A 15,001-nucleotide genomic window follows, 5' to 3' on the forward strand; every position below is an offset into this window, starting at 1 on the left:
TTTCTTCACGACTGTAAGATATAACTTGTGCTTCAGTAGCACTTACCATTATGGCGGCGTAGCTCAGCTGGCTAGAGCGTACGGTTCATACCCGTGAGGTCGGGGGTTCGATCCCCTCTGCCGCTATCTTTTCTCATGAAAATCACGGCCCGTTGGTCAAGCGGTTAAGACACCGCCCTTTCACGGCGGTAACACGGGTTCGAATCCCGTACGGGTCATCATATATCAAAAGCGCCTCTGCACACTTATATCGGTAAGTGTACAGAGGCGCTTTTTTTATGTCGTTGATAATTAAAAGAAGACAAGCCAGCAAGCTTGCCTTTATCTACACTATGAATAATTTCACAGGAAAAGTTGCTAAACTATTATTTTCAGCAGCAGTTTTATCCGCGTCTTCCTCCTCGACCTCCCCGTTTCGTTTCGGTGCTACGTTTAAGGGTCGTTAAGCGGTCTTCGCTATCTTTTAAGAATTTAGCCATTTTTTGCTCAAAGTTTTCTTTAGGTTGGAAACCATTACCTTTCGAGCGGAAGTCTTTGGAACGGCTGTCATTCCCTCTTCCTTGGCGCGGACGTGGTGTGTATGCAGGTTTTTGCTCAACTTCAGGACGGTCTATCGCTTTTTTTATGGACAAGCCAATCTTGCCATCTTTAACGTTGATGACTTTCACCTCAACTGTATCGCCCACTTTTAAATGATCATTGATATCCTTGACATAGTTATCAGCCACTTCACTGATATGGACAAGACCGGTTGAACCTTGAGGTAGCTCTACAAATGCACCAAAATTAGTTATGCCTGTTACTTTACCTTGTAACTTGCTGCCTACTTCGATTGACATAAAAAAAATGTTCCTCCTTAGAAATGTTAAAAAAATCTCTTCACACTATATTATAACGAAAGTAAAAAAACAGTGTCAATATTAGTCACTATCTTCCTTCCCTTTTGGAAGGGTAAAAATGATTTCACCTTTTTCAGATAAGAAATAATCCCGTCTGGCTATTTTTGCTATATAGTCGTCGTCATTAAGCTTTACGATTTCTTCTTTAAGAAGGGTCTCGTCTTTTTTCAATTCAGCTAACTTTCCCTTCAATTCTTCCTTTTGTTTAACTTTCTCATCCAGTGCAACATTTTGCGTTATGAGGGTGGAAACGGCAAAAATCAAAAAGACAGCGGCGAAAACTGAGTAAAGGGTTAATCTACGCATTAGACCACGCTTCTTTTTTTCTACGGTTTGTACTTTTTTCTCTTGTTGAGCGACGTAGGGATTTTCCATTTTTGCCACTTTCCTTTTACGCAGGCTACTCATTTTTTATCGCTCCTCATTTCTTTTTATTTCTCCATCCATTTAGCGTTCTAAATATAGAATTCTTTATTTTCAATAAAATCCCTTTTCCTTTATTATAAAACTTCCCGACGTTTTTCGTAACAAAAACCGGCAATAAATTCCATATATAAGTCAGAATCCATTTTAATGGTCTCCAGAATATAGTCAAAATAAAGAGAAGTATTTTTCCCGCCCATTTTAATAATACCAAAACGAACTTACCTATCCCGATGATGATGGCCAATACAGATACTAATACCCATTTTACCGGTAGAAATATCAGCATGTGAACCGAATTCGCTATAAATCTCGCCAACTTTATCACAAGTATGATCAAAAACTCTAATAAACGTTGATAGAAACCTTTGAAAAGTGCTTGATATGCTGAAAAACCGCATAATAAGGCCAAAAATAAATAGAGGCGAAACTCTCCCTCATTCACTAAAAACAAAACATAAAAAATAAGGAGACCCTGAATGATCCAGAAAAGGAAGTCATGGATGAATACAATCCACCTTTTCCTTTCTGAACGATTCAGGAACCGGCTATACGTATCCAGGGCAGCTCCAAAGCCACTGCCCATGCCTATCATCGCAAGCAACGTATAAAATTGGATCGTTAAGGTCATTTGAACAATTTGCCAAAGAAGCCTTTAGCTTTCTCCCCTGATTGCTCATCTAAATAAACAAGGTCGAAAATCTTTCCCTTAATGGAAACGATGCCTTTATCAACGTCTAAATTCTTCATTTGCAAGTTTTGGCCCCGGATAGATAAGAAACCCATTGACGTTTCGAGCAGAAATTCTTCATTATCGAAACTTTCAACTTGTTTGACACCGGTAATATCAAGTAAACGGCGGCCTTTCATCGTTACATCATGCTCTTGGGTCGTTCCTTTTGTGTAACCAGCATTCGGATCAATATATTGGCTCATTTTTTCATCCCTCACAGTACCACGGATTTTGTACAAGTGTATGTCCGTAAGAGTGGAATTAGAACCAAGCCTGTCCTTACTCCTCCGCTAGCTTTTCTTCCTTTACGATGGTATACATATCTGCAGCCGCTTCTTTTTTCGTCGTTTCTTGAATTTTATCGACACGGACCGTAACAAGCTTTTGACCGAACCTTACAGTCAACTCATCGCCATCTTTCACATTCGAACTTGCTTTGGCCTGTTGCCCGTTAATCGTGATTCTCCCTTTATCCGCAACCTCCTTCGCAAGTGTACGGCGCTTGATCAACCTTGAAACTTTTAGGAATTTATCCAATCTCATCGACATTCAAATCTCTCCCTTAATTAAAGTCCTTTAGCTTTTGCTTCATCCCAATATGAATCCAGTTCTTCCAATGTATAATCCTCAAATTTTTTGTTTGCCCTTTGAATGCACTCTTCTATATATGTAAAACGCTGGTGGAATTTCTGGTTTGCTTTGTAGACGGCTTCTTCCGCTTGTATGTCATAATAACGTGAAATGTTGACAAGCGCAAAAAAGAGGTCGCCCAGCTCTGATTTTATTCTTTCGACATCCCTGTTCGGGCTTAATATTTCCTCTTCCAATTCCTGCACTTCTTCCCTTACCTTTTTCCAGGCTTCGGAAACCTCATCCCAATCAAATCCAACCTTGGCAGCCCTTTTTTGATACTCTTCGGCCCGAAGTAAGTTTGGCAGCGATTTCTCAATACCATCCAGTATGGATTGCGGTGCTTTTGTTTCGCTCCCTTTTTCATCTTCTTTGATTTTCTGCCAGTTCACTAATACATCTTCCTCGCCGTTCACTTCAACATCTCCAAATACATGAGGGTGGCGTCGAATCATTTTTGCCGTAATGCCTTCAATCACATCATCTATCGTGAACATCCCCTCATCTTCACCGATTTGTGAATGAAGCATCACCTGAAGCAGCACATCCCCAAGTTCACCAATCATGCCCTCATCGTCCTCTTCATCGATGGAATCAATCAGCTCATATGCCTCTTCTATTAGATATTTCTTCAAGCTTTCATGAGTTTGTTTCTTATCCCAAGGACATCCGTCAGGACCTCTAAGTTCTGCAATGACCTGCCGCAGCTTAGAAAACTCCCTATATCGTAAAGCTTCTTCGCTAACAGGAGGGACATAAACACTCGTCAAGTTACTTAACTCCATCTGACGGTCGAGTTCGAAGAGAGCACATTTTGTCACTTTTTCCTGACTGCTTCCTGCCGCTGTAACGATATATACCTCGTAGTCATCCGGTAGCTTTTCCATTAAGGTCAGCTTCACATTGGATGCACTAAATGCGTCATATACCTGTCCGATTATCATATGCTGGGTAATGTGCAAATCATCTGGTGAAAGATCTGTTCCATCCAATAGCTGAAACCCTTCAATCGGGTCGATTCTAACAGCCTGAAACAAGGGATCAAGGAAACTTTGCCCGCCTTCCAGCTTAATGGCTATTCCAAGAGCCGGACCCTTTTCGAGCAAAAGCTGCACCGTTTTTTCCGCAACCATGGGATGCCCCGGAACTGCGTATAGAACGGAACGGTTCGAAGCCTCTTGTAATAATGTTCCGGCAATTTCTTCATATACAGCTTCAAATTGGTCGTGCTTTTCATATATCCCGTCAAACGCCGTGAAATTTATTCCTTCCCTTTTCAAATCCCCGATTACCGGATGATCAATCGTTCTGACGAAACATTGTTCTGTTTGTATCAATTTTTTATAAATCCCTAGAGGAAGCTGATCTAAATCGCCTGCACCAAGGCCTATTATCGTAATCTCATTCATGATTTCGTATACTCCTATTCGTTATTATAAATCGTTTAAGCTTTGAACCTGCAGGTATTAGTGAAAGTTCTTCTTCACTAAATAAGCCTGCACGTAGGGCGGTCATCACAAAAACGGCTGCACCGATTCCTACACCGATCAAAGCTTGGATCGTAGCTAACAACCGGCTATCGCCTGAGGACATCAATTCGAATAAGCCATTGAATAAAACAACCGCCGTACCCATGTAAACCGTACTCTTCAAGATTATTATCACGTGCTTCTTTTCAATTAATGTCTTTTTAATATGTACTCTCAATACCACATAAAATAATACAGTCATGAGCATGAAAGCAAGCACTGTTGCCAAGGCTGCTCCCGCGATCTTGTAATGGGGCACTAGAACAAGATTCAAAGCCCACTTGCTGCCCACCCCCACAAGCGTAATGATCACCGGTATGAACGAATAGCCTAAACTTTGAATCACTGCTGCTTCTGCCATTATGACGGATGTGAATAAAATCGATAAAGAGAAAATTGCTAAAGTAATCGTCCCTTTGGTGTCCATGAACAGCATATGATTGACAGGCTTCATCGTCACCACCAGGCCAATCGCGGCAGCGAGTCCTATCGTCGCACTTACACGAAGCGCCAATTTGATTTTATTCAATAATTCATGCTCACTTTTCCTCTGAACGAATCCGGATATTATAGGTACAAGCGCCAATGCAAAAGAATTAGCCACGACTGTACCTAGCTGAAGCAACGGCTGTCCTCGATCATATACCCCTTTCCATTCCTTGGCTTCCTTTTCCCCCATTCCCGTTTCCCTCAATAGGGAATACAGGTGCAGTGAATCGACAAACTGAAACAAGATAAGGATCAAGCCAGTTATGCAAAAGGCCAACCCTTGGAAAATCAGGGCTTTGGAAATTTTGATGAAATGTACCGGTTTGATTCTCATTCGTAAAAAAAGCTTCCATTCTTCTCTTAAAATAACGAAAGCAATAAGCAGGACCAGGCCAGTTATGCCGCCGGTTATCGAACCGAGGACTGCCCCCTCGCCGACCACATAAGGAGAGTAGCCCTGGTACACGAAAATTGTGGAAAGAACCAGTATCGTCAACACACGGATGCATTGTTCAGCGACCTGCGAACTTGCAGTCGGCAGCATGTCATTTATTCCTTGAAAATAGCCTCTTAAAACAGATGAAATCGGCATTAATAGATAGGAATAGGCAACGATTCTCAGCAAACCGGCTAAATGCGGATCCTTCATCCATCCTGCAATCAAATCAGCTCCAACGAATAGTGCAGCAAACATCATGACTCCTATCGAACTTAAGACGACGAATGAAGTCACTAAAATGTCCTTGACCGCAAAGTTATTTTTGGAAGACTCCCGTTCTGCAATAAGTTTGGATATGACAACCGGAAAGCCGAGTGTTGATAATGTAAAGGCAACACCGTAGAAGGGATAAACCTGTTGATAGATATAAAACCCGATGTCACCCGCAATGTTCTGATATGGTATGCGATAGGCCGCGCTCAATACTTTTACGATAATCGCTGCTGCGCTCAAAATCAGCGCACCTCGAAAAAGTTCATTTGAAGTTTTATAAGGCTTTTCAGCCATTCTTTTTCCCCTTTTCACTCATATGTGGTAGTTATTATAGCATAATTCCAATGGTTGTTTTTCAATTCCAGCCATACTGTTAATTAGCTTCCATATTCACCTCGAAGAATATTCTCCGCCTCTTTATGTCTGCCCCCATCCGGTTAGCCTTTTAGAAAGAGCAAAAAGGACAGCGCGATTGCTGCCCTTTCCACCTTAAAAATTATAATGGCATGTCCAAGGTTACTGTTCCATTTGTCTAGCTAGGAAACTTGCTGCTGTTTCAACCGATTTCTGTTCCACTTCACCAATGGTACTATCTTTAGAGAAAATCAAGACGGCACCAATCGGGTCGCCACTCGCAATGATCGGAGCTGCAGTATAAGATTGGACCTCTTCATCATTGGAATCAACGAATGAAATTTGTCCGTTTGGAGACTCCAAAACAGGATTTCTTTCTTCCATGATTTTTTCCACTAGTTCACTAACGCTTTTATTTAAGTATTCTTTCTTGGAGCCGCCTGCAACTGCAATGTAAGTATCCCTGTCACAAATCATAACTGGGTTTCCAAGGCTATCATAAAGTGCTTCTGCATATTCCCTTGCAAAATCGCCTAATTCACTGATAGGTGAGTATTTCTTTAGGATGACTTCTCCATCTCTATCCACAAATATTTCCAGTGGATCTCCTTCACGAATACGGAGGGTCCTGCGGATTTCTTTCGGGATGACGACTCTTCCTAAATCATCAATTCGGCGAACGATACCAGTTGCTTTCATCTAATGTTGCCTCACTTTCATCTAATTGATTTGATAAATCCTCATTTTGTAGCAAAATCATCACCAGCTATTGTACTTAGTATTTTTCTAATGGTAAGTTCTATGCACTTTGAAAAAATTTTTCTTTTTGTTGCATTTTTTTACCATGGTACCTAAAAAAATTTCTCAAGAGGACAATCATTCAATTTTAGTTTTTAGTGGCTTGCGTCTCTTTTTTTACATACTGTAAACCCTTGGCCATCTCAAATAAGATATTAAGCCATTTGCTTTGTTCTACACCTTTTATGTGCAGGACCAGCTTCATTCGATTGCCGTCCATGCCAAAGCCAACCATACGGCCATACTTCGATCCCAGCTCGAACACCTTTTGTCCATCCACATCGCTGCTGACCTTTTCCCTAAGGAGAATGCTGATTTCCTGCTTTAATTGTTTAATGCTTTCAATTCCGGCCTTTTCAGCATATACCTTCATTTCGGCAATCATGAATAAATAGGAAACTTCTTCTGGGTATTCTCCGAAACGATCGATCATTTCATCCTGTAATTCTTCCACTTCTTCAAGCGAAGCAATCCCTCTGAACCTTTTATACATTTCTATTTTCTGATGTCCATCCATTATGTAGGCATCAGGGATGTAAGCATCCACTTCAACGTCAATTTCCAGGGTGTTCTTTTCTTCGGCTGGTTGGTCATTACGTTTCGCATCTACAGCTTCTTTCAACATTTGTGAATACAGATCAAAACCAACTGAATCGATGAAGCCATGTTGTTGAGCCCCTAGAATGTTTCCAGCTCCCCTGATGGATAAATCACGCATTGCGATTTTGAACCCTGAACCCAATTCTGTAAATTCCTTAATGGATTGAAGGCGTTTTTCTGCCACTTCCGTCAACACTTTATCTTTCCTATAAGTGAAGAATGCATATGCCACACGGTTGGATCGCCCTACACGGCCACGCAGCTGATAGAGCTGTGAAAGTCCCATTCTATCCGCTTCATTCACTATAAGCGTATTGACATTCGGGATATCAACACCCGTCTCTATAATGGTTGTACTTACCAAAACATCATATTCGCCTTCTAAAAAGCCGAACATGACGGCCTCCAGTTCTTGCTCTGTCATTTGCCCATGAGCATAGGTGACACGGGCATCGGGCACCAGCATGGAAATTTCTTCTGCTTTTCTTGCTATATCCTCTACCCGATTGTAAAGGAAATAAACCTGACCCCCCCTGGCCAATTCCCGTTCTATGGCTTCCGTTACCAACGAGCCATTATACTCCATGACATAAGTTTGGATCGGGAACCTGTTTTCAGGCGGTGTTTCGATTACGGACAGGTCCCTCACGCCCAACATGGACATATGAAGGGTCCTCGGAATCGGCGTCGCAGTCAAAGTCAGTACATCCACATTAGTTTTTAACCGTTTAATCTTTTCCTTATGTGTAACGCCAAAGCGCTGTTCTTCATCAATGATAAGCAATCCCAAATCGCGGTACACGATATCTTTGGATAAAATCCTATGTGTGCCAACCACAATATCCACCGTGCCGGCCTTCAATCCTTTTATCGTCTCCGTTTGCTGTTTTTTAGTCCGGAAACGGCTCATATGACCAATCGAAATGGGATAATCCTGAAAACGCTCCCTTAATGTTTCATAATGCTGCTGGGCGAGGATTGTGGTCGGAACAAGAAATGCTACCTGCTTGCCATCCATTATGGCTTTAAAAGCGGCCCGGATCGCCACCTCTGTCTTCCCATATCCAACATCGCCGCATAATAAACGATCCATTGGCCGTTCACGTTCCATATCCTTTTTGATTTCGACTATGGAACGTAATTGATCTTCCGTTTCGTTATAAGCGAATGATGTTTCGAATTCTCTCTGCATATCACCATCAGGTGAAAAGGCATAGCCCTTTGCCGCTTCCCTTTCTGCGTATAACTTGATTAAATCATCGGCAATGTTCTCAACGGATGATTGAACCTTACTTTTGACACGTTTCCATTCCGTTCCGCCTAGCTTATAAAGCTTCGGTTCTTTTCCTTCAGAACCGACATATTTTTGGACAAGATCAATTTGGTCGACAGGAACATACAATTTGTCATCCGCTTGATAACGAATATTCAGGTAATCTTTATGGACCCCATTTATCGTAAGAGTTTCAATGCCCAAGTATTTACCGATACCGTGGTTAACATGAACGACATAGTCACCGATCTTCAGTTCGGAATAACTCTTGATTCGCTCCGCATTCGATAGTTTCTGTCTCCGTATTGATTTCTTTGACTTCTTATTAAACAATTCCGTTTCCGTAATGATACTGAATTTTTGCATAGGTAATTCAAAGCCACTATTTAGACTGCCGCGTAAAATCTGTACTTTACCTGGAAGAATGCTGTCCGCATTAAACAGTTCTGCGGCCTCTATATCATAATCGGCTAAAACCGAATGCAGCTTTTTTACCCGTTCTTCATCCTGTCCAAGTATGACGACTGTATATTTCCCTTTTCTCCAACGTTCCAGTTCAGCTTTGAATACATTCATCTGTCCATGGAAATTTTGCATTTGTTTACTGGCAAAATTCAGGATATTCTGAGGATTCGTATGCGGTACATGCCGTAAAAACAATGAAAGGTATACAAACGGCCTGCTGGATTTCATTATTAATTCCTGCATGGGATGGGCTAATTTGATGTCATGGATAATTTGTCCCTGACTTAAAAGATCCGTGTACCACCCAGCCTCTTCTTTTTCCAAAGAATCATTGATTTCCTGGATTCTACTGATTTCATCCAAGAAAACCAAACCATTTACCGGTAAATAATCTATTAAACTAGCTGGATCTTCATACGCTAAACTTAAGTATTTAAAGATTTTGTCGGGTATATTCCCCATTTTCAGCTGTTCAAGTTCATAACTGATCGTTTGAACCAGCTGTTCCTTGGTTTTCTCGTCTTTAAGTTTCTTCAAGCTTTTACTTAATCCGCTCTCGAGCCTTGTTATGATTCTTTCGATATGCTCCGTCTCTAGCAAAGCCTCACTGACGGGACCAATCGTCACTTTCTTGAGTTTCTCTATGGATCGCTGATCTTCGCTTGAAAAGGTCCTTATTGAATCTATTTCGGTATCGAATAATTCAATTCGTATTGGATTAGGTTCGGTGATCGGATAAATATCGATTATACCGCCCCTGATACTGAATTCACCTGGAGAAGCAACCATTTCAGACCGGTTATAACCCATGGCAATGAATTTATTAAGCGTTGGTTCAAGCTCGATGTCTTCCCCTAAATTAAAGATAAGCTGATGCCTCTTCCAAATATCCTTTGGAGGAAGCACACGACGCACCCCAGGAATTGGCGCAATGACAATCCCTTTCTTTCCCTCCGCCCAAAAGTTCAATGCCTCTACACGTTGGGCCCTTAATTCCGGGCTGGCAACACTCAAATCAGCCGCAATCAATTCATTGGCTGGATATATATATAATTCTTCCTCGGGAATGAAACTGGATAAGTCCTCATGGAATTTTTGTGCTTGCAATAAATTATGGGTAACTAATAAAATAGGCCTATTCGTCTTTTCATATACGGAAGCCAGCAATAGTGATCTCGAGGAACCTGTCAGACCAGAGACGATCTGCTCCTTAAGTCCTTCATCGATGCCGGCTATTAACGAATGAACATCATCTTGTTTGGAGAACAAGTTCTGCAATCCATTCATTTTCTTTCCCCCCTCTCTATAACGTGCGAAAAACCATTTGAAACCTTTTATTTGAACTTGGCCATTTCACCAAGCGTCCTCTTTATTAACGGCAATTTTATGTGCCCTGGTATTCCAGACAAACGGAAAAATGCTTTGGATTTTGTCCAAAGCCCTCTCCCGCTAATGAATAATATAATCGTTTTCATATAAATCAGGGTTTCTTTGCAGCGATTCATGGCAATCTTCACATATCGCCCTTACATGCATATCCCCTTCAGAATCATAAACGATCATCTCTTGTCGCTCTTCATCGGTAAGTTGATTAAAACCTAACTGCTCCGTACTCAGTGAGTGTGCCTCGATTGAGCCCAGCTTAGTTCCGCAATGTCGGCATCGATAATGGAGAGCCATTTGGTAACCCCCTATTTTAGTAATAGTGTTAGTATGTACAAAAGTAGAGGGGTTTTATTCAGCGAAACAGGAAGTATTATTCTTTACTTATATCTACTCTCTGCTTATTGGTTATATTCGTTCATGACCTGTATAAATGGCTTTTCCATCCAGGCTTCACAAGAAGCTGCGCTTTTTTCGATCGTTGCCCCGACATGATCCCATTCTTCAGGCGAAAAACGCCCCAATACATAATCAGATACCGGAATGCGGCCAATCGGGCGGCCAATGCCTATTCTGATTCGATTGAATTCTTGCGTACCCAAATGGGCAATTGAAGATTTTATCCCATTATGACCTCCTGCACTACCTTTTTGACGAAGGCGAAGCTTCCCTGGAGGCAAATCAAGGTCATCATATATAATGACCACATCCGCGATATCCACCTTAAAGAAATGCATGACAGCCGAAATGGATTCTCCTGACAAATTCATGTAGGTTAATGGTTTAAGCAATAAAACTTTTTCTCCCTTTACCATTCCTGCACCATATATTCCCTTATGTTTTGCTTGATCAAGGGGAATCGACCATCTTTTGGATAACTCATCTATTACTTCAAATCCGACGTTATGCCGGGTTTTTTCATACTGTTTACCTGGGTTCCCTAACCCTACAATAATTTTCATGATTCACACTCCGTCATTACGGTTATTTAGGGAGTTACGCTGGGACGAAGTTTTTCCAAGATCTTTGGCCTTAGAAAAATAGTACCCTAATTTCAAGCTGGCCTGCAAGCGACAGGAGAACTAATTAGGAAAAATCCTAATTAAAGGAATCCATTACAAAAAATGGTCCGGTTTAAATTGATGCATCCAGAGATTGAAAAGACGTAACTCGTTAAGAGCTACGCCTATTATATCACGATTCACTTGTTTAATCCCGGCATCATGACTCTGGTGATGCCTTGGTTTCCCTGCCTTCTTCATTTTCAGGGATACCGCCATCCTGCTGTTCACCTGTACTGATTTCCTCTTCCTGACGAGGAGCCAAAACGGATGCAACAACTTCTTCACCATCATTGTCTATTGTAACTTGCTTATTCGTTTGGATATCGGATATGTAGATTGTATCCCCTACCTGAAGTTCGGTAACGTCAACATCGATGGAGTCAGGAATGTCATTAGGTTTAGCCGTAACCGTGACTTCATGAAGTGACTGCTGAAGGACCCCACCGTCTTTCACGCCTTTACAAACACCGACAAGGTTAATGCGAACTTGCGCTTGTAATTGAGCGGACATATCTACAATTAAAAAGTCTGCATGATAAATGGAGTTCTTTATTGGATCCTTTTGATAGTCAGAGAGCATGACTTTATAACTCGCACCCTCCAATTCCAAAGAAATGATTCCATTACGGCCTATTTCCTTGATTGTCTTTTGAAGCTCGATATTATTGACTGAAATGGACGTACTGTCATTTTTATTGCCATATACTATCGCAGGGATCTCGCCGTTTTCCCTCAAATTCCTTAAATTAGAGTGTTTTGAATCCGTACGTTCTTTTGCAGCTAATATATTACTCATACATCCTCCGCCTTCCTGAATATGAATTGCAAGTTTCTCTATATTTAACATTTCCCTAAATGGCGAATCATTAAACATGAAAGGTAAAATCCGAAGGGACCAAGAAGGGGATAAACATATGGTAAACATAGGTATTCGCCGCAAAATCTTTTTTCTCTAATTCAAGCGTGAACCGCCTTTTTTTCCATTTCTCCCTCAACTTGCATCACTCGGTTAAGGATTTGTGCTGCTAGTGATGAATATTGAATACTATCCTTTTTCCGTGGTCTAGGCAGATTGATTTCCTTATTCATGACGACTTTGCCTTCTTCGATTAATATGACTCGGTCGGCTAGCATTACGGCTTCTTCAACATCATGTGTAACAAGCAAGGCAGTAAAGTCCCTTTTCCTCCATAGTTCTTCAATGAGCCTTTGCATGCCAATTCTCGTCAAAGCATCCAATGCCCCTAACGGCTCATCCAAGAGGAGAATGTCAGGTTGGTTCACCAATGCCCTCGCTAATGCAACCCTTTGCTTTTGCCCACCGGATAAAACGGACGGCCAATCACTTGCTCGATCTGCAAGGCCCACTTGCTCCAGTAATTCCATGGCATTTGGCTTCCAATCCCCTTTCAAGCCTATACCAATATTTCCAAGGATTTTTTTCCAAGGAAAAAGCCTTCCATCCTGAAACATCGTACGTGAAGATTTATTTAATCCTTTCAATGGCTTTCCATTCACCAGTATCTGCCCGCCCGTCGGCTTTTCCAGTCCTGCCACAAGACGAAGCAAGGTGCTCTTTCCACATCCACTCTTACCGACAATGGCTACGAATTCCCCTTTTTTAAATGTGAGGTCCATCCCCTTTAATACTTCAAACTCCCCAAAATCCTTTCTTATACCCTGCAACTCCAACGAATTTCCATTTTTCATATTAATGACCTCCTCATTGGTATGATGGATGCCACTTTAAGCATCTTTTTTCGATTATTTTGGCCGCAACGTCCGATATTTTCCCCAATAATGCATATAAGAGAATACTAAGAACAACAATATCCATCCTCATGAATTCCCGGGCATTCATAGCCATATATCCAATTCCGGAATTAGCGGATATTGTTTCTGCGACAATTAATGTGACCCACATGATTCCAAGAGAGAAGCGGATACCCACCAAAATGGATGGAAAGGCGGCAGGGAGAATAACATTCCAGAATAAAGAAAAACCACTTAACCCATAAACCCTCGCTGCTTCGATCAATCCCTTATCCACCGATTTCACTCCATGAAATGTATTTAGATAGATAGGAAAAAGAACCCCTAAAGCGACAAGGAAAATTTTCGCTTCTTCTTCTATACCAAACCATAAAATCACCAGCGGTATTAAAGCTAAATGCGGAATGTTACGCAACATCTGAAGCGAGGTATCGAATAAGGTTTCAGCAATGGATGATAATCCATTTAATAAACCTAGTACAAAACCAATGATCCCGCCTATTAAAAAGCCGATGAAGGCACGCTGAGCACTGATGCCGATATAATCTATGAGTTCACCTGTCTCCAATAAAGCAACACCTGCTTGAAACACTTCAGTCGGGGCAGGCAATATCCGATCCGACAAAATCCCCCACAAGGACAGCAGCTGCCAAGTTACCAAAAGGAGAATGGGCACAAGCCAAGATATGAGTTGGAACCTATTGAACTTTTTGTTTAATTTTTTCTGCATCTTCATTTTCACTTCCTTTTGTAGGGTAGTGGTCATTTGCCAGTATTTCCCCAAATGGGCTCGTAGCTTTTGAAACAGGACTTTCCAGCCGTTCAACAGGGAGTAAAGGGAATAATAATTCCGCAACTCTGTATGCTTCTTCAAGATGAGGGTATCCAGATAAAACAAAGGATTCTATTCCGATTTCTTCATATTCCTTCATTCTGGCAGCAACATTTTCTGCACTCCCTACCAGTGCCGTACCGGCTCCCCCGCGCACTAGACCTACTCCTGCCCAAAGGTTAGGGCTGATTTCAAGCGAATCCCTGTTTCCGTTATGGAGTTGCGACATCCGCTTTTGGCCCACTGAATCAAATCGTTCAAAAATATTTTGTGAATTTTCAATCATTTCATCATCCACATATTTAATGAGTTCGTCCGCTGCCTGCCAAGCTTCTTCTTCCGTTTCCCTTACAATGACATGCATGCGAATGCCGAATCTGACTTCACGTCCGTACTCTGCTGCTTTTTTACGTACCTTTTCAATTTTTTCAGCCACTTGCACCGGCGGCTCACCCCAAGTCAAGTACACATCAATATGCTTTCCCGATATATCGATGGCTGGATCGGATGAACCTCCGAAATAGAGCGGTGGGTACGGTTTTTGTACAGGTGACAACAGAATATTTCCACCTTCAACCTTTAGGTGCTCCCCTTCATAGTCCACACTCTCACCAGACATTTCCTTTCTCCAGATATCGAGAAATTCATTTGTTTGCTCATAGCGTTCCTTATGATTCAGAAACACGCCATCACCTGCCAATTCGACTGGGTCCCCCCCAGTTACAACATTGATCAAAAGACGGCCATTCGACAGCCGGTCGAAGCTTGAAGCCATCCTGGCAGCTAAGGTTGGCGACATTAAACCTGGACGAATCGCAACTAAAAATTTCATTCTTTCCGTTGCGGAAATCAATGAAGAACCAACTACCCAAGCATCCTCACAAGACCGTCCCGTCGGAAGCAACGCCCCTTCAAAACCCAAATGATCAACCGCCTGTGCTATTTGTTTTAAATAAGGAAGCGTGATTGCCCTCCCTCCCTTTGTCGATCCTAAATAGCGACTTTCCCCATGCGATGGTAAAAACCAAAATACTTTCATTTTCA

15 protein-coding genes and 2 tRNA genes are annotated in these 15,001 nt (G+C 41.8%); 2 read left to right on the forward strand and 15 right to left on the reverse strand.

Annotation, left to right across the window (positions count from 1 at the left end):
• The first annotated feature begins 52 nt into the window (after nucleotides 1-52).
• Both FNK51_RS11175 and FNK51_RS11180 read left to right on the forward strand, forming a co-directional pair.
• Nucleotides 53-126 (forward strand) — tRNA-Met (locus tag FNK51_RS11175).
• 20 nt (nucleotides 127-146) lie between these two features.
• Nucleotides 147-218: transfer RNA gene (locus FNK51_RS11180), tRNA-Glu, on the forward strand.
• Nucleotides 219-383: 165 nt separating this feature from the next.
• Here the strand turns inward: FNK51_RS11180 and FNK51_RS11185 are convergent.
• The 15 genes from FNK51_RS11185 to ssuD form a co-directional block, all read right to left on the reverse strand.
• Entirely contained in the window at nucleotides 384-839 is a 456-nt protein-coding gene (locus tag FNK51_RS11185; RefSeq protein WP_034316303.1) for a S1 domain-containing RNA-binding protein, read from the reverse strand.
• 81 nt (nucleotides 840-920) lie between these two features.
• Nucleotides 921-1,307, reverse strand: a complete 387-nt coding sequence (locus FNK51_RS11190) for an FtsB family cell division protein (RefSeq protein WP_076372966.1) — start codon at nucleotides 1,305-1,307, stop codon at nucleotides 921-923.
• A 13-nt stretch (nucleotides 1,308-1,320) separates the two neighbouring features.
• Complete coding sequence (gene yabQ / locus FNK51_RS11195) at nucleotides 1,321-1,953, reverse strand: spore cortex biosynthesis protein YabQ (protein WP_141993371.1); 633 nt, start codon at nucleotides 1,951-1,953, stop codon at nucleotides 1,321-1,323.
• Nucleotides 1,950-2,258: a sporulation protein YabP gene (gene yabP / locus FNK51_RS11200; protein WP_034316308.1), complete on the reverse strand. Its 309-nt coding sequence runs from the start codon at nucleotides 2,256-2,258 to the stop codon at nucleotides 1,950-1,952. The genes yabQ and yabP overlap by 4 nt, the downstream gene beginning before the upstream one ends.
• Before the next feature lie 76 nt (nucleotides 2,259-2,334).
• Nucleotides 2,335-2,598 carry an RNA-binding S4 domain-containing protein gene (locus FNK51_RS11205; protein ID WP_034316386.1) on the reverse strand — a complete coding sequence of 88 codons (264 nt, stop codon included), beginning with the start codon at nucleotides 2,596-2,598 and terminating at the stop codon, nucleotides 2,335-2,337.
• A 23-nt stretch (nucleotides 2,599-2,621) separates the two neighbouring features.
• Complete coding sequence (gene yabN / locus FNK51_RS11210; protein ID WP_141993372.1) at nucleotides 2,622-4,094, reverse strand: bifunctional methyltransferase/pyrophosphohydrolase YabN; 1,473 nt, start codon at nucleotides 4,092-4,094, stop codon at nucleotides 2,622-2,624.
• Nucleotides 4,087-5,709, reverse strand: a complete 1,623-nt coding sequence (locus FNK51_RS11215; RefSeq protein ID WP_141993373.1) for a putative polysaccharide biosynthesis protein — start codon at nucleotides 5,707-5,709, stop codon at nucleotides 4,087-4,089. Before FNK51_RS11215 ends, yabN begins: the two co-directional genes overlap by 8 nt.
• A gap of 222 nt (nucleotides 5,710-5,931) precedes the next feature.
• Nucleotides 5,932-6,468: a stage V sporulation protein T gene (gene spoVT / locus FNK51_RS11220; protein ID WP_063235918.1), complete on the reverse strand. Its 537-nt coding sequence runs from the start codon at nucleotides 6,466-6,468 to the stop codon at nucleotides 5,932-5,934.
• A gap of 187 nt (nucleotides 6,469-6,655) precedes the next feature.
• On the reverse strand, nucleotides 6,656-10,192 hold the full coding sequence (gene mfd, locus FNK51_RS11225) for a transcription-repair coupling factor (RefSeq protein ID WP_141993374.1): 3,537 nt from the start codon (nucleotides 10,190-10,192) through the stop codon (nucleotides 6,656-6,658).
• A 162-nt stretch (nucleotides 10,193-10,354) separates the two neighbouring features.
• Nucleotides 10,355-10,585 (reverse strand): anti-sigma-F factor Fin, encoded by a 231-nt coding sequence (gene fin, locus FNK51_RS11230; RefSeq protein WP_034316319.1) that lies wholly within the window; start codon nucleotides 10,583-10,585, stop codon nucleotides 10,355-10,357.
• A 104-nt stretch (nucleotides 10,586-10,689) separates the two neighbouring features.
• Nucleotides 10,690-11,250: an aminoacyl-tRNA hydrolase gene (pth, locus tag FNK51_RS11235; RefSeq protein ID WP_098372664.1), complete on the reverse strand. Its 561-nt coding sequence runs from the start codon at nucleotides 11,248-11,250 to the stop codon at nucleotides 10,690-10,692.
• A gap of 259 nt (nucleotides 11,251-11,509) precedes the next feature.
• Entirely contained in the window at nucleotides 11,510-12,148 is a 639-nt protein-coding gene (locus FNK51_RS11240) for a 50S ribosomal protein L25/general stress protein Ctc (protein ID WP_141993375.1), read from the reverse strand.
• Nucleotides 12,149-12,309: 161 nt separating this feature from the next.
• Nucleotides 12,310-13,062 (reverse strand): ATP-binding cassette domain-containing protein, encoded by a 753-nt coding sequence (locus FNK51_RS11245; RefSeq protein WP_141993376.1) that lies wholly within the window; start codon nucleotides 13,060-13,062, stop codon nucleotides 12,310-12,312.
• Between the two features lie 13 nt (nucleotides 13,063-13,075).
• Complete coding sequence (gene ssuC / locus FNK51_RS11250; protein ID WP_098372661.1) at nucleotides 13,076-13,861, reverse strand: aliphatic sulfonate ABC transporter permease SsuC; 786 nt, start codon at nucleotides 13,859-13,861, stop codon at nucleotides 13,076-13,078.
• Nucleotides 13,824-14,996, reverse strand: a complete 1,173-nt coding sequence (gene ssuD, locus FNK51_RS11255) for an FMNH2-dependent alkanesulfonate monooxygenase (protein WP_141993377.1) — start codon at nucleotides 14,994-14,996, stop codon at nucleotides 13,824-13,826. The genes ssuC and ssuD overlap by 38 nt, the downstream gene beginning before the upstream one ends.
• Nucleotides 14,997-15,001: the final 5 nt, after the last annotated feature.

The organism is Bacillus sp. B4EP4a, from assembly GCF_006680105.1.
GTDB lineage: Bacteria > Bacillota > Bacilli > Bacillales > DSM-1321 > Peribacillus > Peribacillus simplex_E.